Here is a 26,104-nt window from a genome sequence, read left to right on the forward strand (position 1 = left end):
CTGGCATGGTGATCTGACCATGGTCTCGTTTTCTGAATCCCAAGGAAGTCCGGCGGCAGCGATCCGGCGCGTGCTGGTGCTCGGTGGCGGCAGTGCCGGCCTCATCGCAGCGCTCACGCTGAAGCGGCTGATGCCGGCGCTGGAAGTCACGCTGGTGCGCAGCTCCGAGATCGGGGTGATCGGCGTGGGTGAAGGAACCACCGCGGTGTTCCCCGCGCATCTCTTCGGCACGCTGGGGATTTCCAAGGACGAGTTCTACCGCGAAGCGCAGCCGACGTGGAAACAGGGGCTCCGTCTGCTGTGGGGACCCCGCGATGAATTTTTCTACGACTTCGAGTTCCAGTACGACCAGCAGTTCCCCGGCACGCGGAAGGCCACGGGCTTCTACACCGCGGGTGAATGCCGCAACCTGTCGCAGGCTTCGGCGCTGATGACCCATGGGAATGCCTTCACCACCGGCCCGCTCAATCGCCCGGTGATCAAGGGCCAGTATGCCTTCCACATCGAGAATCACCGGCTGGTCGCCTGCCTCGAAGGAACCGCCGCGCAGAGCGGCGTGATCCTCGAGGATGACACGCTCGACCGCGTGGAAATGGCAAATGGCGAAGTGGCGGCGCTGCATTTCAAGAACAGCGGCAGTCGCACCGCGGATCTCTACGTCGATGCCTCCGGCTTCGCCGCCGAGCTGATCGGCAAAGCGCTGAACGAGCCCTTCAAGAGCTTCGCTGGCAGCCTCTTCTGCGACCGCGCGATGGTCGCCGGTTGGGAACGGACGGATGAGCCGATCCTTCCCTACACCACCGCCGAGACGATGGACAATGGCTGGTGCTGGCAGATCGAGCACGAGGGCTCCATCAATCGTGGCTATGTCTATGCCAGCGATTTCGTCTCGGATGAAGATGCGAAGGCCGAGTTTCTCGCGAAGAACCCGAAGATCACCACCGAGCCACGGATTGTGAAATTCCGCAGCGGCCGCTACGAGCGGAGCTGGGTGGGTAATGTCGTGGCCATCGGCAATGCCTCCGGGTTCGTCGAGCCGCTGGAAGCCACCGCACTCGCGCAGATCGTTTATGAATCACGCTGGCTGGTGGAATCGCTGCATCTCACCGGCGGCAGCCCGGACGAGGGCATGAAGGCGAGCTACAACCGCATCGTCGGCGTCGCATGGGACGAGATCCGCGACTTCCTCGCCTTCCACTACAAGTTCAATACCCGCCTCTCGACGCCGTTCTGGACCCATTGCCGGAACGAAACGAGCCTCGGCAACTACGAGGATCTCTACCGCCTCTATCGCGAGGTCGGACCGAGCCCGACGCTGCTGGTCCACGCCATCCCGAACCGGCCCAACGTTTACGGCGTGGAAGGCTTCCTCGCCATGCTGGTGGGCATGCAAGTGCCCTATGAACGCGTGCACCTCGCCGCGCCGGAGGAGCGTGAGGCGTTCGATCGCCACCGCCATAAACTTGCCACCGCTGCCAAGGGCGGCCTCTCCGTCCGCGAAGCGCTCGATGCCATCCGCAAGTCCGGTTGGCAGTGGACCTGAACCAACCGATTTTCCTGATGAACCCTCTTCGCCATCTCGTGGTCGCCGGCTCCGGCACCGATGCCCTGCTGGCCGCCGCCACGATCAAGCGCGCCCTGCCGAACCTGCCCGTCATCCTGGTGCGTGATCCGCAGGCCACCGCCACCGATCCCGCCGGTGAAAGTACGGTGCCTTCCGTACTTCAGCACCTGGTCCACGCCGTGGGCCTGCAAGGGCCGGAAGTCCACCTGCAGGGGCGGCCGGTCTGGACGCTCGGCTTCAAGTGCCTGTGGGGTGCGCGCGGTTCCTTCTTCCGCGCCTTTGACGCGCCATTTGCCAACGGCCTGTCTGGATTCCAGACGACTCCCGGATTCCTCGCCGCGGAGAAGGGACTTGATGCCTCATCGCCCGGCGCCGCGCTGATGGCCGCAGGAAAGCTCTTCCCGCGCGATGGCTCGAACGCCTTCAAGCCGCTCGAGCATATCACCGGCCTCACCTTCAAGAGCGAGTCCCTCAATGCGATGCTGCTGCGCGCCTGCCGCGTCGCAGGCGTGGTGATTCGCGATGGCAAGGTTACCGGCTTCACCCGCGATCCGGACACGCTGCAACTCGAAGGTGGTGGCTCGATCGCCGCTGATCTTTTTCTCGATGCAACCGGTCGCGACGCTCAAGTGGCCACCGCCGCCGGCAACACCGCATGGACCGGCTACGACTTGCCCTGCAACCGCGCCGCCACCGTGCTGCGCCGCCGCGGCAGCGAGCCGATCCGGCCCTTCACCACGCTCGAAACGCTCGAAAGCGGCTGGCGCTGGCGCGTGGAGCACGATGATGCCGTCGGTCTCGGCAGTGCCTGGAATTCCGATTTCACCAGTGACGACGAAGCCTGTGCGGAACTCGTCGCCAAGTCCGGTGACTCTTCGCTGGTCCCGCAGGTGCAGACGTGGAATTGCGGCTACCGCACGGCAGGATGGAGCGGCAGTGTCGTGACCATTGGCGACGCGAACGGCTTCCTGGAACCGCTCTCCTCGCTGCGACTGGTCCATCTGGTCCGCCACGTCCAATGGCTGGTCCGCATCCTGGTGGAAAACGACGGCATGCCCGGCGAACGCAGCCGCGAGCTCTACAATCGGGTGGCCACACAGGCGTGGGATGAAACGCGTGACTTCCATGCCACCCACTATCGCTTCAACACGGCGAGCCAGTCCGCCTTCTGGCAAGCGGCGCGCGAGACCAAGCTGCTCGTCCACGCCGAACTCGTGGACCTCTACCAAAGCATCGGCCCCTCGCCGATCCTCGAGTCCTGCATTCCTTCGTGGCCCGGCGTCGTCGGGCTCGAGGCATGGCTGGCGGCATTGTTAGGCTTGGGCGTGCCTTTCCGTCGTCACCCGGAAATCCCGGCGAACGAACAGAAAGTGTGGGACTCGCATTGCGAGCAGCGCCGTCAGATGGCCCGGCAAGCGGTGCATGCCGAGCTCTGCCTCGGCGCAGCGCGGAATGCGGTGAAGCCGTCGCCGCGCGTGCCGCTGCCGTGAGTGAGCCGCGGCACGGGATACGACTCGGCCTCGCCCTCCGCCGCTCTCTCACCTTTTGGGCGGGCCTGCTGGTGATCGTGTTCACCTTCTGGGCATGGCGGGATTCCAGTAGCCGCACCTCGTCCCTACACGGAATTCGCGGCAGTGCCCAGAGCGCTGTCAACGGTTTGCACATCGAATGGGGTGCGAACTGGTATGAACAGTGGGGGATCTACAGGAAGAATCTTCCGGCCAACGAGGCAAACTCGAAGTGGCAACGTGACTTCTTTCCCCTGCCCATTTTTGTCCACCACGAGCCAAATCAAGAGAACGCATTCCTGGACTGGACCGTCCTGAAAAGCGCCATGCAGGCGCGAGTGAATCTCGGCGGCCCTAGTTCGTGGTCGATCTTCCTACCCTATTGGATCATCATGCTCGCGCTCGCCATCACATGGTCCGCCCTTCTCCTCAGACGTGCACGGCGGCAGCGGCGGGCCCTCCGTGCGTCGGCTTGATGACCTTCAGGAGGAGGCTTCGGGCAGCAATCCCTGAGGTTCCAAAAGCGTGCTCTTGCCCGCCCGTCACTCCCCCGCTTTCCTCCCGGCGTGAACCCGCCGCCTTCGCCGCCCCGCTCTTGGGCGGAGATCGATCTTTCTGCCCTGCGCCAGAATCTCCGCACCGCCCGTGAAGTGGCCGGCTGTGATGTGATGGCCGTGGTCAAGGCCGGGGCCTATGGCCATGGACTCGAAGACGTGGCGCGCTCGCTGGCTGCGGAAGACATCGTCTTCTTCGGCGTCGCCAATGTCGGCGAGGCGCGGCGCATCGCCGATGCGGGGGTGACCACGCGGATCTATTTGCTCGGTGCCACGTGGACGCAGGAACGCGCGGAAATCGTCGGCCGCGGCTGGACGCCTTGCCTTTCCTCGCTGGAGGAAGCGCGGGAATTCGATGCCCTGGCCCGTGCGCATGGCAGCCGCTTGAAGGTTCACCTTGCCGTCGATAGCGGCATGGGCCGTGGCGGTTTCGTCGCGGAAGGATTGCCGGAGATTCTGGCCGAGCTCGAGAAGCTGCCGAATTTGGAAATCGAAGGCATCGGCTCGCACCTGCCGTCCGCTGATGAGGATGAGGATTTCACCCGCTCGCAGATCGCGCGCTATGTGGAGATCATCCAATCGCTCGACGGGCCGGAGCGGTTCAAGTGGCGGCACCTTTCCAACAGCGCCGGCCTGCTCGGCTATGATCGCGAGTGCTGCAATCTCGCCCGCCCGGGCCTGATGCTCTACGGCATTTCGCCGCTGCCGGGCCACGAGGGAAAGCTGCGGAACGTGATGAGCCTGAAGTCGCGCGTCACCCTCGTCCGCACCCTGCCGGCCGGCCATGGTGTGTCGTATGGCCGCGCCTTCGTGACCACGCGGCCGACGCGGGTCGCCACGATCGGCATCGGTTACGGCGATGGCTATCCGCGTGCGGTTTCCGGTCACGATGCGGAGGCTTTCATCCGCGGCCAGCGCTTTCCCCTGCTCGGGCGCGTGACGATGGACCAGCTGATGGTCGACGTCACCGGCAGCGACGTGGCCGAGGGCGACGAGGTGGAAATGTTCGGCCCGAACATCCGCGTCGATGAAGTCGCCGCGAAGGCCGGCACCATTTCGTGGGAAATCCTCACCGGGATCACCCCACGTGTTGTCCGGGTTTATCATTGAGCCGTCGCCGCGGACGACGGATGGTGGAGGCACCATGAGATCTCTGCTCGCCTCGATTGTCCTTTTGGCCACGGCCACCGCCGCGGATCTGACCGCCATCCCGTTCAAGACCATTGACGGGAAAGAGAAGTCCCTCGCCGACTACAAGGGCAAGGTGGTGCTGGTGGTGAACACCGCCTCGAAGTGCGGACTCACGCCACAGTACGAAGCGCTGGAAACGATCTACGACAAGTATCGTAAGAAGGACTTCGTGATCCTCGGCTTTCCTTGCAACGACTTCAATGGCCAGGAGCCCGGCACCGAGAAGGAGATCGAGAAGTTCTGCAAGGACAAGTACGACATCAGCTTCCCGTTGATGGAGAAGATCCACGTGAAGGGCGAGGAGCAGCACCCGCTCTACGCCGCGCTGACCGGCAAGGACGGTGCCTTCCCCGGTGACGTGAAGTGGAACTTCGGCAAGTTCCTCATCGGCAAGGACGGCAAGCCGCTCGCCCGCTTCGAGCCCCAGACCAAGCCGGACGCCACCGAAGTGACCGAGGCGATCGAAAAGGCGCTGAAGTAACGCAACCCCTCTCAGGCCTGCTTTCCGGACGTCTCGTAGGCGGAAAGCAGGTCGTGGAACCTCTCGCCCTGCACTGCCACGTGGCTGCGCAAGGCTGCAGCGGCGACATCGGAGTCGCCAGCTTCGAGCGCCTTCAGGATGCCCGTGTGCTCCCGCATGGACTGCTGCATGCGCCCGCGGGCGTGAAGCTGCATGCGGCGGAAGGGACGCAGCCGCTTCTGCAAGCGCTGGGCCTCGGTGGCCAGGAAGCTGTTGCCCGCGGCCTTGTAGATGAGCTGGTGGAACTCCTCGTTGCGGTGATAGTAGGCGTCCGGATCCTGCTTCTCCATCGCCTGCTCGCAGGCACGTGCCGCGACGGAGAGCTCGGCCAGCGCGCCGGGTGAAATCCGCCGGGCGGCATGGCGACCGCACATCGCCTCCAGCTCGGCCATCACCTCGAACATCTCGACGAGCTCAACCACGCCGGGGTGGCGAACGAAGGCCCCGCGCCGCGGAATCAGCTCCACCAGGCCGGAGCCCGCCAGCATCCGGAGCGCCTCCCGCAAGGGCGTGCGCGAAACGCCGAAGCGGGTAGCGAGCGTCACCTCATCAAGGCGCTCCCCGTCCGAGAACTCGCCCTCGACGATGCGCTGCTCGAGGATTTCGCGGATTTCATCGGCACTTCGGCTCGGCATGGAGGCGGAGTGTAGAGACGAAAAGGAGCCGCGTCCAACACCCCATTTATTTTGTATACAAAATTTGGTCGACCTGCATTCTCGCGAAAACCCTGAACCCTCCCGATGGCCATCTACGGAACGGCTTTGTTATCCCTGTGCCTGCTTGTCGGCGTGCTGATTGGCAGAGTGCTGGGCTGGATGCTCGGCATTAACTCTGATGTCGGCGGCGTCGGCATCGCCATGCTCCTGCTGGTGCTGGTGACCGACCGGTTGAAGAGAGAAGGCAAGTTTCCCGAGCCTTCGGAAGCGGGCGTGCTCTTCTGGAGTTCGATTTACATTCCGGTGATCGTCGCGATGGCGGCATCGCAGAATGTCCGCGCTGCGTTTCACGGTGGCACGGCGGCCATGCTGGCGGGCACGCTGGCGGTGATCGCATGTGTCTCGCTGGTGCCGGTCTTTAGCAGGATCGGCGGCACGAAGGACGATGACTCTTCCTCCCTGAAATGAGCGAGTTCCTTCAATCGCTGCTCACGGACTACTCGCTCATCACGGGGTTCGCCGTGGTCGGCCTGATCGTGTGGGTCTCTTATCAGCTTTCGCGCAAGCTGACCCACGGTCGCTTGCATGGCTCGGCCATCGCTATCTTCATCGGGCTGGTGCTGGCCTACATCGGCGGGGAGATCACCAAGGATCAAGGCGGCAAGAAAGGCATCGCTGACATTCCCTCCTTGGCTGGCATCGGGCTGATGGGTGGCGCGATGCTGCGGGATTTCGCGATCGTGGCGACGGCGATGGGCGTCCATCTGCCGGAGCTGAAGCGTACCGGTCTGGCGGGTGTGCTGTCCCTGTTCACCGGGGTGTTCCTGTCGTTTTTCGTGGGTGCCTGCGTGGCATGGGCCTTCGGTTATCGTGATGCCGTCAGCATCACCACGCTGGGAGCCGGGGCGGCGACTTTCATCGTGGGACCCGTCACCGGCACAGCGATCGGAGCGAGCTCGGATGTCATCGCGCTCAGCATCGCCGCAGGTTTGACGAAGGCCATCCTGGTCATGGTCGGCACGCCGTTCGTGGCGCGTTTCATCGGCCTCAACAACCCGCGCACGGCGATGATTTACGGCGGCCTGATGGGCACCACCAGCGGCGTTTCCGGCGGCCTGGCGGCCACGGATCCGAAGCTGGTGCCGTACGGTGCGATGACCGCAACCTTCTACACGGGTCTCGGCTGCTTGCTCGGGCCGTCCGTGATGTACTTCACCATTCGATGGATCGTCGGCGCATGAAGGAACTTCCGCTCATCGCCCGGGCTCGCATTCACGGGGAACGCATCGCGATCCGGGAGGGAGAGCGCTCGTTCTCGTATGCCGAACTACTTGAAACCTCAGCATCAATTGCAGCCAGGCTGTTAGACGGGCGGCACGACTTGGAGGAAACGCGGGTGGGCCTGATGGCTCCGGCGGGCTTCGACTATGCCGCAATCCAATGGGCCATCTGGCGTGCTGGAGGAATCGTGGTGCCGCTTTCCGTGCATGCCACACCGCCCGAGCTGGCGCATGCGCTTGAGGACTCGGGAACTGAGCTCATCGTCACCACGGCCGAGCACGCCGCGCGCGTGGCAGGAAATGGCAGGCGCGTTTTTCTCGTAGATGAAATCGCGAAGGCCGCGCCATGTGATCTCCCGGAGATCGATCCACAACGGCGGGCGATGATCCTCTATACCAGCGGCACGACCAACAAGCCGAAGGGCGTGGTGAGCACTCACGCCAACCTGCAGGCGCAGATCGAGACGCTTGTGGAGGCATGGGCATGGCGGGCCGACGACCGCATCCCCTTGTTTCTCCCGCTGCACCACATCCACGGCATCGTGAATGTCCTCGGCTGTGCGCTGTGGTCCGGCGCGCTTGTGGAAACGTTCACACGCTTCGAAACGGATGTGGTGCTGCCTCGCGTCGCGGCCGGCGCTTATACCCTCTTCATGGCGGTGCCGACGATCTACTCGAAGCTGGCAGCTTTGTTAGATCGGGAGTCCGCAGCGCACGGGGCGGTGGTCCGTGGTTTCGCGGAAATGCGGTTGATGGTTTCCGGCTCAGCCGCATTGCCCGCCAGTCTCCACCGTCAATGGGAAGCGCTGACCGGACAGGTTTTGTTAGAGCGGTATGGCATGACGGAAACCGGGATGATCCTTTCCAATCCGCTGCACGGGGAACGTCGTCCGGGATCCGTCGGCATGCCATTGCCAGAAGTCGAGGTGCGCCTGCGCAACGAAGGTGGCGAGGACATCACCACGGAAGACGAGCCCGGTGAGATCCAGGTGCGAGGCCCCGGGGTTTTCCGCGAATACTGGGAACTTCCGCACGTCACCGACGATTCATTTGATGACGGCTGGTTCCGCACCGGCGACATGGCGGTCTTGGAGAAGGGCTACTACCGCATCCTCGGCCGGTTGTCCGTGGACATCATCAAGAGCGGCGGCTACAAGCTCTCCGCCCTGGAGATCGAGGCGGCCTTGTTAGATCACCCGGCGATCCGCGAGTGTGCGGTGGTCGGCCTCGCAGATGAAACGTGGGGCGAGACGGTCGCCGTCGCCGCAGCGCTCGAAACGGATACGGCAGTCCTGGGGCTGGAAGAACTCCAGCGTTGGGGCAAGGAACGGCTGTCACCCTACAAGCTGCCGCGCCATCTGCTGCTGGTGGAAAGCCTGCCGCGCAATGCCATGGGCAAGGTCGCCAAGCGGGAAGTGGAGCGCCTCTTCAGTGCGCCGCGCTAGGCAGTTCGCCTCCCCTCGTCCCGAGCCGATGCTATGGCTTTTCTGAATTTCCGTGGGTATGCACCGATTTAATTATTGTATACAATCGGATTGACGCCGCCACGAGGTCTCTGATTGAAATCCACCATGACCGAGAAACCCGCGGTCATTTCGTCCTTCGACCCTACCCCCGCATGCTGAGCCCTCGCGCTCGCGACATGCGTTTTCTGCCTCGCTGAGGCGTGGTCCCGATCCACGTCGCAGTGCTCTCCATACAACCGAACCCATGATGACTCCTCGCTCCTTCCCCGCGGGGTGGCGACCGGCGCTCCTTGCCGGCCTTTTCGCCGCCCTCATCCCGTCGCTCCATGCGCGCACCTGGCTCGTTGACCTCGGGCCGAACAATACGACCGACGGCAACGTTACTCCGTCCGGCACCCCGGTGATCAACCCCGGCAACGGCAGCACCGGCGTGGCCGATAGCAACGGCAACTACTGGAACAACGTGGTGGGAGCCGGCAATACCGGTGGCCCTGTCGCGATGAGCTACCTGCGGCTGATCGACACCACCAACGCCTCCACGAAGGTCGGCCTGACGCTCGGGCCCAACTGGAAATCCAACGGCATCCTGAACGGTGGCTTGCTCAATCCCGATCCCGCGAAGCTCGGAAACTTCGCGATCGCCAAGGCCACCCAGGATTACCTCTTCGTCGACGGTGCCAATGGCAACTACGCGACGCTGAATCTGAACAACCTGGATCCAGGCAAGCTCTACAATCTCCGCCTCTTCGGCACCCGGGACAATGCCGGGATCAGAAAGACCCTCTACTCGGTCGCGGCGGGCAATGGCGTCTTCAGCACCGTGCTGCAGACCTCCGGATCCGATCTGGTGAGCGCCACTGACGGCAACGACAGCACCATCGCTTCCCTCAATGGCCTCCAAACCGACGCCAGTGGCCAGCTCACGCTCCGTGTCACCGCGATGGAGGGCGCCTTCGCCTACCTCGGCATTCTCGAGCTCACCGAGGGCGATCCAGTGACGCCTATCGTCAACAAGACGGTGCGCGTGGACTTCGGCAAGCATGACGGGACCAACGGCAATGCCACGGCCAGCCCGGACGTCTTCGGCAAGTACTGGAACAACTTCGGCTTGGTAGCCAACGGCAGCACCGTGTCCAACCTCGTCACCACGACGAATGCGGCCACCACCATGGGCATCACGCTCACTTCGGCGAACTGGCAGAACAATGGCATCTTGAACGGAGGACTCACCACTGCCAACGGACAGCCGCCGCTGGCATCCCGCCTCGGCGAACTTGCGGTGGAAACCGCCACGCAGGATTACCTCTTCAACAGTGGCGCGACCGGTTTCACCACCAATCTCAAGGTCACCGGACTCAACCCCACGAAGCAGTATTCCATGCGCTTCTTCGGTACGCGGAATGCCACCGATGTCCGTCGTTCCACCTACACGATCACCGCGGGCAACGGCACCTTCGCCGGCACTCTGCAGACCACCGGCACAGGCGTCGGCAATGGCCTCGGCGGCGATGACGGCAACGCTACCTACAACGGCAACAACCGCAGCACTGTCGCCCTCGGCGGCATGCAGCCGACCACCGCCGGCGAACTGAGTCTGGCACTCAGCGTGGCAGAGGGCGGCTTCGCCTACCTCGGCATCCTTGAGATCGTCGAAGGCATCTCCGTCCCGCCGCTGGCGCTGGACGGCGAGGTCAATCGCTGGACCGCCCAGGACGCCGTAGATCCGGTCGCTCCGGGAGGCGTGCTCTTCGTGGGCAGCTCGAGCATCCGCCGCTGGGAAAACCTGACGAAGGACTTCGCGGACTACCGCATCGTCCAGCGTGGCTTCGGTGGCTCGCAGTTCTCGGACCTCAATCCGATCGTCAACCGGATCGTCACGCCTTACCAGCCGTCGGCCATCGTCGTCTTCGAAGGCACGAATGACATTCGCGCCGGCGGCAAGACCGGCGAGCAGGTGTTCTCGGACTTCCAGACCTTCGTGACCTCGGTCCGCGCCCAACAGCCGACCGTGCCGATCTGCTACATCGGCATCACCCCGGTGCCCTCGTTCTTCAATGATCCGGCCCACGATCCGCGCCGCCGCACCGCGAACTCGCTGATCAAGGCCTACTGTGAGTCCGATCCGAACCTGAAGCTCTACTTCTTCAACACGAACGCGCTGCTCGACGACCTGCACGACAACAACCCGACCGAGTGGAACACCTACTTCGTGGATGACACCCACATGAACCGCAAGGGCTACGCCCACTTCACCTCGGTGATCAAGCCGGCGCTGCAGGCCATCCTCGCTCCGAACAAGACCGTCACCGCCAATCCGAACACGCTGGTGGCGGGTGAGAAGCTGTTCTTCGACTTCGGCCCGACCGACATCGTCAACGGCGATGCCACCAACGCGCCCGATGCCAACGGCAACCGCTGGAACAACTGGTATCCCACCAATGGCGGCGTCGGCATCCACGCGGGAGAGCACCTCCCGAACCTGGTCCGCAGCACTGGCACCAATACCGGCATCCGCATGGTCATGTCGGGCGGCTTCCTCTGCAACGGCAAGACGCCCTTCGGCGGCCTCTATGCGCCGCAGTCGTCCCTGCTCGGCGAGCTCGCCACCGAAACCGCCACCGAGGACTTCTTCTACTGCTCCGCCAATGACATCAATGACGCGACCAGCGATGACATGCCGGGCGGCTTCATGCTGGAAGGCCTGAATCCCGCGCTGAGCTATGAATTCCGCTTCCTCGGCGCCCGCAGCAATGCGCAGGTCCGGATCACGAAGTACGATGTCTATGGTAGCAACTCGGGCACCGCGAACCTCACCACCAGCGGCACCGGCATCGGCAGCACCGGCGGCGACAACAACGACAATCACGTGGCAGTGATTTCCGGCATCCGCCCGGATGCGTTCGGCCAAGTCTGGGTGGACCTCACGCTGGTGCAGGGCGACTTCGCCTACATCAATGCGATGCAGATCACGGCCAGCACTCCTGCGGTCTCCCAAACCCCAGTCGAAAGCTGGCGCTCCAGCCACTTCACCGCGGAAGAACTCGGCAATCCCGAACTCGAAGCCACGGTGTGGGGAAACAATGCCGATCCGGATTCCGATGGTCGCGTGAACCTGCTGGAATACGCCTGCGGCACTGATCCAAAGGGATCCGACACGAACCCGACCGGCTTCGCGCTCGAAGACGAGGGCGGCAGCTTTGTCACCCTGACCTACCAGCGCAACCTCGCCGCCACCGACGTAAGCTATCTGGTGCAGAAGGCTGACAACCTCGTCGATTGGTTCGGTGTCGCCGACTCATCCGTCTCGACGGCCGGTGGCATCGAGACGCGCAAGGCCACCGTGGATCGCACCGGTCTTTCCAAGCTGTGCCTGCGACTGAAGGTCGAACTCGTGGCAGCTGAGTAAGGGCATCAAAGGTCGTCTTCTCTCCAACGCCGTCCGGACCCGAGGTCCGGGCGGCGTTTTTCTTTTTGAATCACGCGTCGTATCCAAAGGCACGGCAGTAGGGTGCCAGCCTTTCCTGAAACGGCTCGAGCGCCCCTGCATAGCGTTCCCAGCGGCGGACGGCAGTGCGATAGATCGGCCGGGTGACATCGTGATAGGTCGGTGCGTAGAGCACCTTCCTCCGCGCGGTTTCAAAATAGCGGCCCTGGGATTCGTTCCACTCCAGTCCGAGCAGCGCGGTGGCCTTGCGACCCTCCGTCTCCGTATTCTCAACGAGGTCTTCGTAACGAGTCTCGATCCAATCGAAATTCCCGAGATCCTTCATCCGCAGCCAGAGGCCCATCAGATCCTCGTAGTGTTTCACCGTTCGTTCCAGCCTGAGGAAATTCACGTTGGTCGTGTTTAGCATCAGGTTCAGGAAGAAGCAGCTGATGACGACATCGCGTGGATCACGCAATGCGATGATGACCTTGAGATCGGGGAAGATCCTCAGCCATGCGGGCAGCGCCAGCGTGGGCGAGGGATTCTTATCCAGCACCAGGCGGGTCTTCGAGCCCGGCGGGATCTCCCGCATCAGGCTGGTCGCGTAGCGATGCCGCATACGCCCGCGATCGGTTACCGCCAGTGAATCGAGATGCTGGATACCTGTTAGACCGGGAGGGATGACTTCCAGCGGGCCTTGGATCTCCTGCGCGAAGGCGACTGATTCATCGAACGCAGTCACCTCGGGATGAGCATCGAGAATTTGCTCGAGAAGCGTGGTTCCGCTGCGGGGATGACCACCGAGAAAGGCAAAGCCAACGCCTTCATCGGATGCCGGTGCTTCCGCCCGCCAGCGCGCCAGCATCGGGGAGTCCAGCGACGACAGCAATTCACGCCGCTGCCGGTCTTGCTGGTCATAGCTTCTCTCCAGTACGGCGGTGTCGGTGATGGTGCGGACCTCGGCCTTCGCCTCCAGCACCCAGCGCATGGCCTCCTCCGGCCGGCCAAGTTCATCCAGCACGACTCCTAACAGGTGGCGGCTCGCATACTTCACATAGGGATAGCGAGGTCCGTCCGCGATCAGATCGCGCAGTGCCTGCTCGGCCTCGGCGGGCTGTTTCCGCCGATGCAGCAGGAAGGCGTGGAAGTAGCGCGCCTGGTCATCGCGTGGATGGCGCTTCAGGCATTCACCAATGCACTCCCATGCTTCCTCGAGACGGCGTTCCTTCTCGAACCACACGGCGAGATTGATCCGGGCATCCACGGAGTCGGGGTTCGCAGCCAATGCCCTTGCGTAGCACTCCCTGGCATCATCCAACTGGCGCAAGTTCTGATACTGCTGACCAATGAGGCCGATCAACGACGAGTGGTTCGGAGCGAGATCCAGCGCCTTGCGGAAGGCCCGGTTTGCCAGTGGAAAATCGAGCGTTCCGGCGGCGGCGTTGCCTAGCTCGAACCAGAGTTCGGCGATCCTTGGATAGCGCTTCACCAGTGCCTCATAGCCGGCCAGCGCGGACTCATATTGGCGGCCGAGCAGGAGTTGCTGGGTCCGTTGCCACTTCCCCGCGTCCTGAGGTGAACGCTGAAGCTCTGCCAAGGTGCCTTTCATGAATGAAATCCGCGCGGGGCATCATCGTCCCGGTCGCGGAGGAATGCGGCATAAAAATCCCGCCGTCGGGAAAGTCCAACGGCGGGAATGAATGGGAATCCTGCTTGGATCGCTCAGGGACCGGTAACCTTGAGGCGGACGAAGATGTGGCCCTGTCCGGCTGGCAAGGTGTAGGCCAGAGGCGACGCATTCGAGAGGTTCGGATCATTGGCCGGAACATCCGTCCAAACCGACAGATTCGTGGACGTCTGAACCACGAAGTCGGTTCCATAGGTGCCGGTGTAGCTGGCACCCTTCGGCCACGATACCGTGCGGACGACTAGACCCGGATTCGCGGTGAATGCGGATCCGCTGAGACCCATGAAGTACTCGATGCCATTCGGAACCCCGTCGAAGTCGTGGTCCTGATCGGCGGTCTGCCCCGGAGCATTCGCGGATGCCCATGAGGAGAAGCCGGTGCCACCACTCACCAGCACCACACCGGTGGTGCCGGAAAAGTGCGCGTTATCGATGTGAGTGGCACCCGAGCCAGTGGCTCCCCAGGTTCCAGTTGCCTGCGGGGCGGTGCCGAAGAACAGCGTGGCCACCGTCTCCGTGCCGGTCGCCTGGACCGTTCCTCCATCGATGACGAGCTTGTTGTTGTCGGGAATCGAGCTGCCGTTCACCGCCAGCTTTCCTTCGTTCACCACGGTATCGCCCGTATAGGTATTGGTGCCGGTCAGGGCGAGCGTGCCCGCACCGGTCTTGGTCATGACTCCGGCATTTGAAATCGGGCCGGAAATGACCAAGTCGTTGGCAGCGGCACCGTCGGCCACATCGAGCGTAACGGCGTTCACCAGGCTGAATGTGGAGCCGATGGTGGAACTCGTGCTCGCGGCAACCACGGTGTAGACCGATCCGCTCAAGGTTCGCAGGCCTTCGTTCCCCGGCGTATTGCTGGTCGAGGAAGCGTTCAGGGTGAGGGAGCGGATGTACTGCTCGTGGTTGAGCAGCCAGCTTGAGTTGTTCAGCGTGACCGTGGGAACATCGCCGCCACCTCCGACCGAGCTGCCCATCGAGTGGAAGCCGGGATTGTAGAGGCTGGCATTGTTCACCGTGATCGACTTGCCGGAAGCGAAGGCGCTGGAGAAGCTGCCGCCGCTCACGGAGAGGGTGCCGCCATTGACGATGATGTCGCTGGTGTTGCCAGGCGCGCTCATCGTGAGGGTGCCGGAGCCGCTCTTGATGAAAGTGCCACCGCTGCCAGTGATGGCCCGGCCCAGCGTCTGGCTATCCGAGCGATTGAAGACAAGCGTGGACGCATCGAGCACGATCGGGCCGGTGCCGCCGAGCTGACCCGCCGTGCCGCCCGATCCCACGGTCACCGTGCCGCCGCCGGAAATGTTGACGGCCCCGGTGAAGGAGTTGTTCGTGAGGATCGATAGGTTCCCTGCCCCGGTCTTGATCAGGCCGGTCAAGCCGGAAATCCCGCCGGTGCCGCTGAGCGTGTAGCCCTTGTCCGCGGCAAACGTGGTCGAGGAAGGGCTGACGGTCGTGTTGAGAACGATGTCACTCCTCACGGAGGAATCATCGAAGGTCACGATGTCGCCCTGCTTGAACTTGGCGGCGGATGCGCCGATTTGCCAGTTGTTGGTGGTGTTGACGTCCCAGGTGCCATTGACCGATCCCGTCCAGAGCGGCGAGTTCACGACCACCCCGGTGACATCGAGGTAAATGGTGCCGGTGGCTTCGGTGTCATCCACCAGCGTGGCGGTCACGCCCGCGGGGAGAGTGCCAAGCGTCACGCTATAGACCGAGGCGAAGCCGGTGGTGGTGATCAGAGGATACTGGCCGACCTCCGGAAGGATGCTGGTGACATTGATGGTGACCGGGCTGTCGAGATACAGGTCACCCACCGAGATGGGTGCCACGGTGGTGCTATTCACACCGCCGATATTCAGGACATTCATCCCGCTCGGACTGGTGTAGTCGGTGCCCACATTGAAGGGACCCGCAGTGGTAATGGCAGGGACTCCCGAGCCCGTGGCATTCACCGTGAGCGAGGTGTTGTCCTTCAGCCAGACGCCGAAGCCGCCCGCATTGATACCGCCGGTAACGACGAGCGAGCCGGCATTGATGGTGGCCGAGCCATTGAGCTGCCCGGTGACGACGAGCGAACCGGCGTTGACCTCATTCGAGCCGGTGTTGGTGCCAGCGAGGATCAGGGTGCCTGCATTGACGATGGTGCCACCGCTGTTGGAATTATTGGCGGACATCCGGAAGGTGCCGGCTCCTTCCTTCACCACGTAGGTGCTGCCACCACTCCATTGGGTGATGGGGGCCAGCAGGTCGAGGTCGATGCCGGTGGGAGTGGTTCCCGCCTGGGTATTGAAGACGTAGTTGGCCTGACCGGAGTCATTGCGGAAGAGCAAGCCGCCCGCAGGATTCACGGTGCTGGTGACGGAGCTCGCCTTCGACGAGATGAAGCCGTCAAAGCCTCCCGAAGAGCCAAGGTCGAGGCGGTCCGCACCACCGGTGATGGTGCCGCCGGTGAGCACGTAGCCGATACCGAAGGCCCCGCTGGGATAACAGGTGGCCCCATTCACGTTCACCGTGATGCCGGTCGCATTGTTATTGCCGTACCAGCCGAAGGCCCCGTGGTTCATCTGGAGCGTGGTGCCCGGCGAGAGGTTGAAGACCGAGCTGTTGAGCAGGGCTTGGAACCAGTATCCGGGAGGATCGACCGGGAGGCTGAGCGTTCCCTGCGTGACATTGGTAGGCCCGCTGTAGGTGCTCTTGGCCGTCAGGCTGAGCGTGCCAGGACCGGACTTGGTAAGGCCACCGCTGCCGACGAGCGGGGCGCCGATGGTGGCGTCTCCGGTGGCAGTGACCCCGCTGGATCCGATGGTCAGGTTCTGTCCGCCGGCGATGGTGTAGCCGCTGCTATTGAAAGTGATCCCGCTGGTAACGATGGGGCTAGTGAGCGTGACGGTGTAGGTGCCTGCCACGCCGGAGCCGAAGCTCGCGAAATTCAGGTCGGTCCAAGCGACGTCGGATGAGCCATTCCACCAGCTGGTATCAGTGGCATTCCAAGTGCCGCTGCCATCCTGAGCTCCGGGAGTTCCGGTATTGCCATCCCAAGAGACGGTCTGGGGAATCGTGACATTGATGGTGGCGGAGGTGCTGGAACCCGAACCGTAGGCATTGGTGGCGATGACATCGTAGGTGCCATTGTCGCCGGATGTCGCGCCAGGCTTCGTGTAAGTGGCGGAGGTGGCACCGGAAATCGGGCTGCCATTCCTGCGCCACTGGTAGGTGATCGGGGCGATGCCGACGGCCTGGGCGGTGAGGGTCAGCGTCTCGCCGGTGCCGATGGTGGTATTGGCAGGCGGCAGGTGGACGACTGGCTTGTCGGTGACGATGATGGCCGCGACCGCGCAGTTCTCGTTGCTGGCGTTGCGGCTGGGGTTATCGAGCGTGATGGAGTTCTGGGTGAGCACCGGGCTGGCTCCCACTCCCATGTTGTCCGGGAGGGTCGTGAAGCTGACGTTCGCAACCAGCGTGGATCCGGTATTCTCGGTAATGGTGACCCGCGAGTTTGAGGTCACCTTCCCACCGCCGACGAGGTCGACCACGTAGCCATTCGGAAACTTCGCCGCGAGACCATTGAGCGTGACGCTCCAGCCGGTGTTATCGAGAAAGCCCCAGGTGGCTTGGTAATTTCCGGGACTGACCAGCCCGACCACTTCCGAGCCATCGCGCCAGTCGTCATACCAGCTCACTCCGCCTGCAGGGCCCCAGACCCCTTGCCGGATGTATCCGCTCTGCCACGTATTCGTGGCGACGACACCGGCCGTCAGGGTGCCGCCGAAGGGAATGGTGGTGTCGATGGACTCCTGACTCGGCAGCGGGGCGGAATTCGTCCAGTCCGCCACCTCCACACCGAATGCCTTCGCAGTGATGGGCATGCCGGTGGTCTGGTAGCCGGCACCGAAGCCGATCGTCTGCGGCACCGTCCCGGAATCATAGTACCAAGACTGGAAGTTCAGGCCGACGGTGGTGCCGGCTTCGGAAGCGCCAAGCATCAAGGCCGCGGCTGGAATCGCCAGGACGCCGGGGGTCAGGTTTGCTCTGAATGTCGTTGGTTTCATGAGTGAGTGGTTCCAGTTCGCCTCTGAGCGGGGGTAGTCGGATCGCCGGCCGGGAATTTCGCGAAGGTCAATCCACCGGCAGACGACTTTGATATTCAATCGGTTGGCTCACATTGCCTTGGGGATTCCTTTTGCAAGGTCTGTCCCCGCAGCGCGTGGTGATGGCATATAAAGCCTTCTTCCACGGTGAATGTTGCGGTAATCAGCAGCAAAAAAGCCACACAGCAACTGAAATCAGAAATTCGACTTATTTCTGATATTTAAAACACCCGGACTCAACTCGTCGGAAAGCCCCTTCCAAAAGGGGACTCCAATCGAAGCGCACCAGTAGCCGACGGTCAGCGTCGTCCGGCAATGGACGAGCTGTTCTTACCCGCGCGAGCCTCGCTCAAACTCACCATTCCAGCGTCGCCCGCACCGGGAAGTGATCGGACGGATACACGCCGTTCTTCGAACTGCGGATGATCTCCGACTCCGATCCCTTCATATCGGGAGTCGTGTAGATGTAATCGATCCGGAAGCCGTCCTTCACCCCGGTAAACTGATTGAAGGTTCCCGATTCCTCCGGCGGCGTGCTGGCGTTGAGAGAGCGCCACACATCGCCGAAGCCGGCGGCCTTGATCGCGGCGTGAAGAGGATCGCTCTCGGGAGCGTTGAAGTCGCCTGTTAGAATGACAGGGTCGGTGGCCTTGCGGGCGGCGATTCGGGAGAGGATGAGCTCCGTGCCTTTCTGCCGGGCTTCCGGCGAGGCGTGGTCGAGGTGGGTATTGAAGTAGTGGAAGGTCTTCTTCGTCTCGCGGTCGTAAAGCTTCGCCCAGGTGCAGATGCGCGTGACGGTATTCCCCCAGGTACAGGAGTTGCAGATCTCCGGGGTATCCGAGAGCCAGAAGGTGCCGCTTTCCTGGATGCGGAAGCGGTCGGCTTTCACGAGGATGGCGGCATACTCGCCCTGATCGATGCCGTCCTCGCGGCCCACACCGATCGCAACGTAACCGGGAAGCCGGTCGGCCAGATCATCCATCATCTGTGGCAGGCCTTCCTGAATGCCCACGAGATCGGCATCGTCGTGCTTGATCAGCTCGGCGGCCTGGTCGCGGCGAGTGGTCCAGGCGCGGTCACCTTTGTCCCCGGAAGTGATGTAGCGGAGATTGTAGGTCAGCACCCGCAGCGGCTTCGCTTCGGCGACGCCGAGTGCAAGGAGTCCGGCGGCCGCGGTTGCCAAGGCTTTCAAGGTCATGCCGGAGTGTGGCAATTCCCGAATGAGGCGCAATCACGGGAATGTGGCACGGACGTGGCGTGGCGGGTGCGGACCACATTGGGATTGTCGCCCGCTCCGGCCTTTCGCCAGATGTGAGCATGCGCTTCCTGCTCTTCCTCCCCCTCCTCGCCGCGGCGGATCCCCTCACCTACGAGTGCCGGTTTTCGGAAGCCGCGCCGAAGGTCGATGGCGATCTGTCAGACGCCGCTTGGGAAAAGGTCGCTTGGACCAGCGACTTCATGGACATCCGCGGCAAAGAGCAGCCCGCCCCGCGTTTCCGCACTCGCGCCAAAATGCTGTGGACCGCCGATGGGCTGCACGTCGCTGCCGAAATGGTGGAACCGCACGTCTGGGGCACGCTGACGGAGAAGAACTCGATCATTTTCCAAGACAACGACTTCGAGATCTTCATCGATCCCGATGGCGACACGCTCAACTACTACGAGTTCGAGATCAACACGCTCGGCACCATCTGGGAGCTCACGCTCGACAAGCCCTACGCGAAAGGCGGCAACGCCGCGCTCGGCACCAACCTCCCCGGTCTCAAAAGCGCCGTGAAGATCAACGGCACGCTGAACGACCCGACGGACACCGACACCGGCTGGTCCGTGGAAGTCTTCCTGCCGTGGAAGGACCTCGCGAAATACACCGGCAAGCTCCCTTCACCCCCGAACTCCGGCGACACGTGGCGGATCAATTTCTCCCGCGTCGAGTGGATCCACTCCATCAAGGACGGCAAGTATGTCCGCGTCCCCGAGCATGGTACGAAGATCGCCGAGGACAATCATCCAGAGGACAACTGGGTTTGGAGCCCACAGGGCGAGATCGCGATGCACATCCCGGAGAGGTGGGGTGTGCTGAAGTTCACGAAGTAGCTTCGATTCGCGCCCCTAGCGAAAATTCCGGCGGATTTTCCCGCGTATTTCGCGTATGTGCTGCGGAATGCGCCGTTTCCTCCCGTGGGTCTGCCTGGCTTTCCTCTCGGTCACTCATGCCGGGGAGCGAGGCACTTGGCTTTGCGTCGGTCCGCGGGAACTCGTCGAGGCCGCCGCGCCGCTGTGCGAGCTGCGCATGTCCCAAGGCTGGCGAGTGGAGCGTTCCCAGTCGCCACCCGCGGAAGCCATCGCAGCGCTGGATCCGAAGCCGGCTGCCGTATTGATCCTCGGCGATGACAGCACCGCGCCCGTCGCTGCCCCTTGGCTCACTGCGGCGGAGCGCCGTCCCTATCATGGCTGGCTCGCCAAGCACCCGAAGGAATTCGTGAGTGATGCGGCCTACGGCGATCTCAATCGCGATGGCATTCCCGAGATCCCGGTCGGCCGGATTCCTGCGCGAAGCCCGGCAGACGTCGACGCCGTGGTGAAGAAGATCATCGCGTGGGAGAAGCGCACGCCTTCTCCGGCCGACCTGAGTGTCCCGGTGTGGGCGGGCGATCCCGGTTTCGGAAAGATCGGCGAGGGCATGAAGCTGATCTCGCTGCCTTTCTTCATGAACCGCTTGCGGGAGGAAGCGCCGCTGTGGGCGAGCTTCTGGCTGCTACAATCCGAGCCACGCAGCCCCTTCTGCGGCTGGCCGGAAGATAGCGCGACGAATTTCAACCAGCGCATCTCACAGGGCTCGCTGTTCAGCGCGATGATCGGCCATGGTCGCACGGATTCCTGGTGGATCATGACCTTGCCCACCGGCTCGCTGCGCTACCGGCCGGAAGACGCCCGCGCCTTGGTCGCGCCACAGCCCGCAGCGCCGCACATCGTCTTCGCCTGCCGCTGCGGTGCCTTTGCCGATCCCAAGACCCGCTGTCTGGGCGAGGAAATGCTCTTCGCTCCCGGTGGACCGGTGGCTTGCATCGCCGCTTCGGTCGATTCGCATCCACTCACGAACTACTACGGATCTACGAGTTTGCTCGAGGATCTGAACCGCGATCCTTCGGACACCCTGGGCCAACTCTGGGTGGACTCCATCACCCGCGCCCACGCCCGGCACGAGGTCCTGAAAGAACTTCTGGTCTCGCTCCTGGAACCCATCGTCATCGGCAAGCGCAACCCGGTGGAGGATCTCAAGGCCGATCACCTCTTGATTTATAACTTGCTCGGCGATCCGGCGACCCGGCTCTTCATGCCCCGGCCGCTGGAGGCAAAAGTCGAGCGCCTTGGGAGCGAATGGAAGTGGAGCGTCACCAAGCCAACGGACCTTGCGCCCGGGCAACGGCTGGTGATTCAGCACCGGCCGCCTCTTCCCGGCGTCTACCTCGGCAAGCCCGGGAGTGAACCTCAAGCAGCCAACATGGCGCTGGAGAAAGCGAATGCCGCGCTCGGCTTCCGAACCTTGAAGGAGTTGAATAGCACCGAGGCGTGGAATGGTGAGATTGCGGAGCCGGGGACCCTGCGGCTGTGCGTCACCGGCGGGCCCGCGCTGCTGGTGCATGCGGAGAACCTTGGGATGACGAAGTGACCGTTCGGCATTCGCTCTAGGGAATACCCAAATCCTTCAAGGAACCGCGGCGAACGCACGCTGCGATCTGTAGAAGAAGATCGCGCGGGGAATGGCCATGAGGCGAGCCAGCCAGCCAAGTGGAATCTTGAGCCTCGCTGACGGCCCCGAGGACTTCTCAAGCAACGTGACCATGTCCGGGTGACCGAACATGGCGGCGAACACGGCCGGTGTCTTGCCACCGCCTTGGTCGGCGAGTGGATTGGCACCGGCAGCGAGGAGGATGCGCGCAACACTGAGGTGCCCTTTGAAGGCGACACCAGCGAGCGGGGTTTGGCCGCGGTCGTTGCGGGCGTCGGCTTCAGCCTGATGTTCTAACAAGAGCTCCACGGCCTCCGTATTGCCATGATAGGCGGCGAGCATGAGCAGGGTGTTGCCCTTGCTGTCCTTGAGTTCGACGGGCATTCCGGCCTCAAGCATCGGGCGCAGCATTTCGGTGTCACCCTGGCGGGCGGCATCGAGCGCCATCTGCTGGAGCTCGGCGTAGCGGCGGTGTTCGTCTTCGGTGATCATGACGGAGTCCGTGAAGGATGGTGATGCATTTGTTAGACGCTGGCAGGTTCGGCCTGCGGCTCTTCTTGAACGGAGATGCTATTGGTGACGCCGTCCGTGTGGGCCTTCAATGCGGCGCGGACGCCAGCGCCGTAGGCGGGATCCGCCTTGTCGAAGTGAGCGAGCTGGCGGTCGATGATTTCCTGCGGCACACCCTGCATCGCCTCCGCGATGTTGCTAAACAGCGCCTGTTGCTGCGACGGGTTCATCAGGCGGAACAGGTTGCCCGGCTGCGTGTAGTCGTCGTTGCCCTCACGATGATTCCAGCGGTCGGCGTCGCCGGAGATCTTCAGCGGCGGCTCGGCGAAGCGGTCGCTCTCGGAGGGGCCATTGAAACTATTAGGTTCATAGTAGGCACTCGATGACGTGCTGTAGCCGGCATTCATCGATCCATCGAGGTGATAGTGATTCACCGCGCTCTTCGGCCGGTTCACCGGCAGCGCCTCATACCAGGTTCCCACGCGATAGCGGTGCGCATCGGCGTAGGAGAAGATGCGGGCTTGCAGCATCTTGTCCGGCGAGAAGCTGATGCCAGGCACGATGTTCGAGGGAGAAAAGGCTGATTGCTCGATCTCCTGGAAGTAGTTCTCCGGGTTGCGGTTCAACTCAAGCACGCCCACCGGGATCACCGGATAGTCCGCGTGCGGCCAGACCTTGGTGAGGTCGAAGGGATTGAAGGCGCACTTTTCCGCATCCTCCTCGGCCATCACCTGGATCTGCAAGTCCCACTGCGGGAACTCACCGCGCTCGATGGCTTCGTAGAGATCTTTCTGCGAGGACTCGCGGTCCTTCGCGATGACCTGCTCGCCCTCGCGGTTGGTCATGGTCTTGATGCCCTGGCGGGTCTTGAAGTGGAACTTCACCCAGAAGCGTTCACCAGTGGCATTGATGAGCGAGTAGGTGTGCGAGCCATAGCCATTCGTGTGGCGATAGCTCAGTGGCAGGCCGCGGTCGGACATCAGAATGGTCACTTGGTGCAGCGACTCCGGCGAGAGCGACCAGAAGTCCCACATGGCGGTGGCGCTGCGCATGTTAGTGCGCGGGTGGCGCTTCTGCGTGTGGATGAAGTCGGGGAACTTGAGCGGATCGCGCACGAAGAAGACCGGCGTGTTGTTTCCGACCAGATCCCAGTTGCCTTCCTCGGTGTAGAACTTGAGCGCCCAGCCGCGCACATCGCGCTCGGCATCGGCAGCGCCGCGTTCACCGGCGACGGTGGAGAAGCGGAGCAACATGTCCGTCTTCTTGCCGACTTCGGAGAAGATCGCGGCCTTGGTGTATTTCGTGATGTCGTGGGTGATCGTCAGCGTGCCGAAGGCGCCGGAGCCCTTGGCATGCACCACACGCTCGGGGATGCGTTCACGGTTCTGATGGGCGAGCTTTTCGATGAGCTGATAGTCCTGCAGCAACAGCGGCCCACGTGGTCCGGCAGACAGGGAGTTCTGGTTGTCGGCGATCGGGTTGCCGCCGGTGGTCGTCATCTGGGATTTCGCCATGGTATGGGGTCAGGTTGCGAAGCAGATGCTGGCGGATCGCGAGCCATTTGAGAAATCGCTGGTTGAAAACGCACCTATTCAAATCTCTTATAGCTGGGTGGAACTTCGCCAGCTCGAGCTTCTGGTCAGCGTCATCGAATCCGGCTCACTGACGGCCGCCGCCGCCAAGTGCCATCTTTCCCAGCCGGCGATCAGCCAGCAGATCCAAGCGCTGGAGGAGGAAATCGGCGAACCGCTACTCATCCGGCGTGCCCGCGGCGTGGAGCCTACCGTGGCCGGCCGCACGGTGTTGGAACACGCGCAGCGGCTGCTCGCCGAGCGCGACAGGCTGCGCGATGCCTTCGCGGACCGGCGGGAACTCCGGCATGGTCGCGTTTCGTTCGGCATCATTCCAACGATCGCTCCTTACCTGTTGCCGCAATGGCTCGGCCCCTTCCGTGAGCGCTTCCCGGGCATCGCCATCGCGATTTCCGAATCGCGCACCAATGAACTGATCACGCAACTCGTGGAGGGTCGCATTGAATTTGCCGTGCTCAGCGATGTGCCAGAGCACGATCGCCAAAAGTGGTCACTACAAGTGCGCGAGCTGTTCCGCGAGCCGCTGCTGCTGGCCGCACCCACCCAGCATCCTCTCGCAGAACGCAGAGCCGCTCCCACACCCGCGGACTTGAAGCCAAGCGAACTGATCCACTTGAAAGGTGGCCACTGCCTTGCCGACCGCACCCTGCGCCTCTGCAAGATCCGCGAACCCGATCCCGGACTTCAATGCGACCAGCTAGGCACGGCACTGTCGATGGTCGCCGCTGGCCTCGGCGTCACCGTGATCCCAAAGCTAGCCACACGCAACCAAGCCCTGGATGGCATCACGCTGCGTCCCTTCGCCGGCAAAGGCCTGCACCGCGTGATCGCGCTGATGAAACGGCGCGGCAGTAAGGACAGCCCGGCGGCTACCGAGCTGCTCAAGATGCTGTCGCCGTGAGGCTCAACCTTCCACCAGCGGCTGTTCCGCCTCTGAAGCAAGGGTCTCTCCGGTCGAGCGATCGAGATCACCCGTCCTTCTCCAGATCCGTCGTCCTAACAGAATCGCAGTGATCGTGAGACCCGCCGTGATGCCCCACCACATGCCGGTGACTCCGAAGCCCAGTGGATGCGCCAGGCACCAGCCGAGCGGGATCGAGATCACCCAATACGCCCAGAAGGCAATCCATGCCGGCGTATGCACATCATCGAGACCACGCAGCGCTCCCGCGGCGATGATCTGCAGGGCATCGCAGAACTGGAATGCCGCCGCGACGATGAGCAGCGATGCCGCCATTTCCAACACGGCAGGATCATCGATGAACAGCGCTGCAAGCTGGCGATTGAAGAACACGAACGCAGTCGCGCTGAAGACCGTAAACGTCACCCCCATCGCCCAGCCGCTGGCGACGATCGGGCGCATGGAAGCGAAGTTCTTCGCCCCGAAGGCCTCGCCGATGCGCACGGTGAGCGCCATGGAGATGCCGAGCGGTATCATGAAGATGGTCGCCGCACACTGGATGGCGACCTGGTGCGAGGCGAGCGCCGCCTTGCCCATGTTACCAATGATGAAGGTAGCCATCACGAAGGCGCTGACCTCGGCGAGCAGCTGCATGCTTGCGGGAAAACCGGTGCGCAGCAGATCCTTCACCGCCGCCCAATCAGGCACGCGCAGCCAACGCTTCGGCACCCATTCCTTCAACGCTACATCACCGCGACACCACACGATCATCCCCACCAGGACCGCGGTCCGTGCGATCAGGGTGGCTATTGCCGCTCCTTCAAAGCCGATGTGCGGAGCGCCCCATTTGCCGAAGACGAGCATCCAGTTGAGCACGATGTTCAGCAGCACCCCGCCAATCGAGATCCAGAACACCGGCCACGGCCGGTTCATCGCATCGGCGTGGTTCTTCACGGCCATTGAGCCCATCGCCGGGACCATCGAAACGGCAAGGATCAGGAGGAAATTCGGGACGATGGCGATGACGTCCGCATCCTGCTGGAAGACCCACAGGAAAGGCCGGATGACGAGCGCGGCGATCACCGCCAGCAGGCCGAGGGCGAGCGTGACGTAAAGGCCGTGGCGCAGCGCCGCACGGGCCGCGGCGGGATCATTGGCGCCGCGAGCCTGCGAGACGCGGATCGAGACAGCCATCGACATCCCGATGCCGAACATCATCGGCAGGTAGATCAGAGTATTGGCGAAGGAGCAGGCAGCCAGCGGCGTGACGCCCAGCCTGCCGAGCATCAGGGTATCGGTCAGGCTGATCAGCATCTGGCCGAGCTGGCCGATGATCAGGGGAATCGCCAGCCGGATGGTGGTGCGGCTTTCGGAGAGAATCGGGGAAAGAGTCATGGGAAATCGGAAAGGGAAGACGTGGAGAAACA

19 protein-coding genes are annotated in these 26,104 nt (G+C 62.9%); 12 read left to right on the top strand and 7 right to left on the bottom strand.

What is annotated here, in order from left to right; all coding sequences use genetic code 11:
- The first annotated feature begins 19 nt into the window (after positions 1–19).
- From WKV53_RS24120 to WKV53_RS24140, 5 genes are all read left to right on the top strand, one after another.
- Positions 20–1,543 (top strand): FAD-dependent oxidoreductase, encoded by a 1,524-nt coding sequence (locus WKV53_RS24120; protein ID WP_341407389.1) that lies wholly within the window; start codon positions 20–22, stop codon positions 1,541–1,543.
- A 17-nt stretch (positions 1,544–1,560) separates the two neighbouring features.
- Positions 1,561–3,054, top strand: a complete 1,494-nt coding sequence (locus WKV53_RS24125) for a tryptophan 7-halogenase (protein ID WP_341407390.1) — start codon at positions 1,561–1,563, stop codon at positions 3,052–3,054.
- Complete coding sequence (locus WKV53_RS24130) at positions 3,051–3,548, top strand: hypothetical protein (protein WP_341407391.1); 498 nt, start codon at positions 3,051–3,053, stop codon at positions 3,546–3,548. The genes WKV53_RS24125 and WKV53_RS24130 overlap by 4 nt, the downstream gene beginning before the upstream one ends.
- A 90-nt stretch (positions 3,549–3,638) precedes the next feature.
- The gene (alr, locus tag WKV53_RS24135) at positions 3,639–4,736 is read left to right on the top strand and encodes an alanine racemase (protein WP_341407392.1); all 1,098 of its coding nucleotides are present in this window, start codon (positions 3,639–3,641) and stop codon (positions 4,734–4,736) included.
- Positions 4,737–4,770: 34 nt separating this feature from the next.
- Complete coding sequence (locus tag WKV53_RS24140; protein ID WP_341407393.1) at positions 4,771–5,298, top strand: glutathione peroxidase; 528 nt, start codon at positions 4,771–4,773, stop codon at positions 5,296–5,298.
- 11 nt (positions 5,299–5,309) lie between these two features.
- Here WKV53_RS24140 and WKV53_RS24145 read toward each other — a convergent pair whose 3' ends face one another.
- Entirely contained in the window at positions 5,310–5,972 is a 663-nt protein-coding gene (locus tag WKV53_RS24145; RefSeq protein WP_341407394.1) for a GntR family transcriptional regulator, read from the bottom strand.
- Positions 5,973–6,077: 105 nt separating this feature from the next.
- On the opposite strand from WKV53_RS24145, the gene madL reads away from it, so the two are divergent.
- The 4 genes from madL to WKV53_RS24165 all read left to right on the top strand — a co-directional run bounded on the left by madL (position 6,078) and on the right by WKV53_RS24165 (position 12,145).
- Positions 6,078–6,461, top strand: coding sequence for a malonate transporter subunit MadL (gene madL, locus WKV53_RS24150; protein ID WP_341407395.1), 384 nt, complete (start codon positions 6,078–6,080; stop codon positions 6,459–6,461).
- Positions 6,458–7,234 (top strand): malonate transporter subunit MadM, encoded by a 777-nt coding sequence (gene madM, locus WKV53_RS24155; protein ID WP_341407396.1) that lies wholly within the window; start codon positions 6,458–6,460, stop codon positions 7,232–7,234. Before madL ends, madM begins: the two co-directional genes overlap by 4 nt.
- Positions 7,231–8,718, top strand: coding sequence for an acyl-CoA synthetase (locus tag WKV53_RS24160; protein ID WP_341407397.1), 1,488 nt, complete (start codon positions 7,231–7,233; stop codon positions 8,716–8,718). The genes madM and WKV53_RS24160 overlap by 4 nt, the downstream gene beginning before the upstream one ends.
- A 265-nt stretch (positions 8,719–8,983) precedes the next feature.
- The gene (locus WKV53_RS24165) at positions 8,984–12,145 is read left to right on the top strand and encodes a GDSL-type esterase/lipase family protein (RefSeq protein WP_341407398.1); all 3,162 of its coding nucleotides are present in this window, start codon (positions 8,984–8,986) and stop codon (positions 12,143–12,145) included.
- A gap of 70 nt (positions 12,146–12,215) precedes the next feature.
- Here WKV53_RS24165 and WKV53_RS24170 read toward each other — a convergent pair whose 3' ends face one another.
- From WKV53_RS24170 to WKV53_RS24180, 3 genes are all read right to left on the bottom strand, one after another.
- Entirely contained in the window at positions 12,216–13,775 is a 1,560-nt protein-coding gene (locus tag WKV53_RS24170; protein WP_341407399.1) for a tetratricopeptide repeat-containing sulfotransferase family protein, read from the bottom strand.
- A gap of 113 nt (positions 13,776–13,888) precedes the next feature.
- Entirely contained in the window at positions 13,889–17,905 is a 4,017-nt protein-coding gene (locus WKV53_RS24175; protein ID WP_341407400.1) for a beta strand repeat-containing protein, read from the bottom strand.
- Between the two features lie 394 nt (positions 17,906–18,299).
- Entirely contained in the window at positions 18,300–19,142 is an 843-nt protein-coding gene (locus WKV53_RS24180; RefSeq protein WP_341407401.1) for an endonuclease/exonuclease/phosphatase family protein, read from the bottom strand.
- A gap of 41 nt (positions 19,143–19,183) precedes the next feature.
- Between WKV53_RS24180 and WKV53_RS24185 the strand changes: the two genes are divergently transcribed.
- Together WKV53_RS24185 and WKV53_RS24190 are read left to right on the top strand one after the other, a co-directional pair.
- A complete protein-coding gene (locus WKV53_RS24185; protein ID WP_341407402.1) occupies positions 19,184–20,038 on the top strand; it encodes a carbohydrate-binding family 9-like protein in 855 nt (284 codons plus the stop codon).
- Between the two features lie 67 nt (positions 20,039–20,105).
- Entirely contained in the window at positions 20,106–21,614 is a 1,509-nt protein-coding gene (locus WKV53_RS24190; protein ID WP_341407403.1) for a C25 family cysteine peptidase, read from the top strand.
- Between the two features lie 36 nt (positions 21,615–21,650).
- On the opposite strand, the gene WKV53_RS24195 is transcribed toward WKV53_RS24190, so the two are convergent.
- Complete coding sequence (locus WKV53_RS24195) at positions 21,651–22,166, bottom strand: ankyrin repeat domain-containing protein (protein ID WP_341407404.1); 516 nt, start codon at positions 22,164–22,166, stop codon at positions 21,651–21,653.
- A 32-nt stretch (positions 22,167–22,198) separates the two neighbouring features.
- Positions 22,199–23,698, bottom strand: a complete 1,500-nt coding sequence (locus WKV53_RS24200) for a catalase (RefSeq protein WP_341407405.1) — start codon at positions 23,696–23,698, stop codon at positions 22,199–22,201.
- On the opposite strand from WKV53_RS24200, the gene WKV53_RS24205 reads away from it, so the two are divergent.
- A complete protein-coding gene (locus tag WKV53_RS24205) occupies positions 23,697–24,677 on the top strand; it encodes a LysR family transcriptional regulator (RefSeq protein ID WP_341407406.1) in 981 nt (326 codons plus the stop codon). The two genes, WKV53_RS24200 and WKV53_RS24205, sit on opposite strands and share 2 nt — an antisense overlap.
- A 3-nt stretch (positions 24,678–24,680) precedes the next feature.
- Here the strand turns inward: WKV53_RS24205 and WKV53_RS24210 are convergent, their stop codons facing one another.
- Complete coding sequence (locus tag WKV53_RS24210; RefSeq protein ID WP_341407407.1) at positions 24,681–26,072, bottom strand: MATE family efflux transporter; 1,392 nt, start codon at positions 26,070–26,072, stop codon at positions 24,681–24,683.
- Positions 26,073–26,104 lie beyond the last annotated feature (32 nt).

The sequence above is a fragment of the Luteolibacter sp. Y139 genome (assembly GCF_038066715.1).
GTDB lineage: Bacteria > Verrucomicrobiota > Verrucomicrobiia > Verrucomicrobiales > Akkermansiaceae > Haloferula > Haloferula soli.

Bases quoted from the DNA above. Each gene is read 5' to 3' on its own strand.
- WKV53_RS24120 (WP_341407389.1), top strand. From the start codon at position 20: ATGGTCTCGTTTTCTGAATCCCAAGGAAGTCCGGCGGCAGCGATCCGG.
- WKV53_RS24125 (WP_341407390.1), top strand. From the start codon at position 1,561: ATGAACCCTCTTCGCCATCTCGTGGTCGCCGGCTCCGGCACCGATGCC.
- WKV53_RS24140 (WP_341407393.1), top strand. From the start codon at position 4,771: ATGAGATCTCTGCTCGCCTCGATTGTCCTTTTGGCCACGGCCACCGCC.
- WKV53_RS24145 (WP_341407394.1), bottom strand. From the start codon at position 5,972: ATGCCGAGCCGAAGTGCCGATGAAATCCGCGAAATCCTCGAGCAGCGC.
- madL (WP_341407395.1), top strand. From the start codon at position 6,078: ATGGCCATCTACGGAACGGCTTTGTTATCCCTGTGCCTGCTTGTCGGC.
- madM (WP_341407396.1), top strand. From the start codon at position 6,458: ATGAGCGAGTTCCTTCAATCGCTGCTCACGGACTACTCGCTCATCACG.
- WKV53_RS24160 (WP_341407397.1), top strand. From the start codon at position 7,231: ATGAAGGAACTTCCGCTCATCGCCCGGGCTCGCATTCACGGGGAACGC.
- WKV53_RS24165 (WP_341407398.1), top strand. From the start codon at position 8,984: ATGATGACTCCTCGCTCCTTCCCCGCGGGGTGGCGACCGGCGCTCCTT.
- WKV53_RS24170 (WP_341407399.1), bottom strand. From the start codon at position 13,775: ATGAAAGGCACCTTGGCAGAGCTTCAGCGTTCACCTCAGGACGCGGGG.
- WKV53_RS24175 (WP_341407400.1), bottom strand. From the start codon at position 17,905: ATGAAACCAACGACATTCAGAGCAAACCTGACCCCCGGCGTCCTGGCG.
- WKV53_RS24180 (WP_341407401.1), bottom strand. From the start codon at position 19,142: ATGACCTTGAAAGCCTTGGCAACCGCGGCCGCCGGACTCCTTGCACTC.
- WKV53_RS24185 (WP_341407402.1), top strand. From the start codon at position 19,184: ATGTGGCACGGACGTGGCGTGGCGGGTGCGGACCACATTGGGATTGTC.
- WKV53_RS24190 (WP_341407403.1), top strand. From the start codon at position 20,106: ATGCGCCGTTTCCTCCCGTGGGTCTGCCTGGCTTTCCTCTCGGTCACT.
- WKV53_RS24195 (WP_341407404.1), bottom strand. From the start codon at position 22,166: ATGATCACCGAAGACGAACACCGCCGCTACGCCGAGCTCCAGCAGATG.
- WKV53_RS24205 (WP_341407406.1), top strand. From the start codon at position 23,697: ATGGTATGGGGTCAGGTTGCGAAGCAGATGCTGGCGGATCGCGAGCCA.
- WKV53_RS24200 (WP_341407405.1), bottom strand. From the start codon at position 23,698: ATGGCGAAATCCCAGATGACGACCACCGGCGGCAACCCGATCGCCGAC.
- WKV53_RS24210 (WP_341407407.1), bottom strand. From the start codon at position 26,072: ATGACTCTTTCCCCGATTCTCTCCGAAAGCCGCACCACCATCCGGCTG.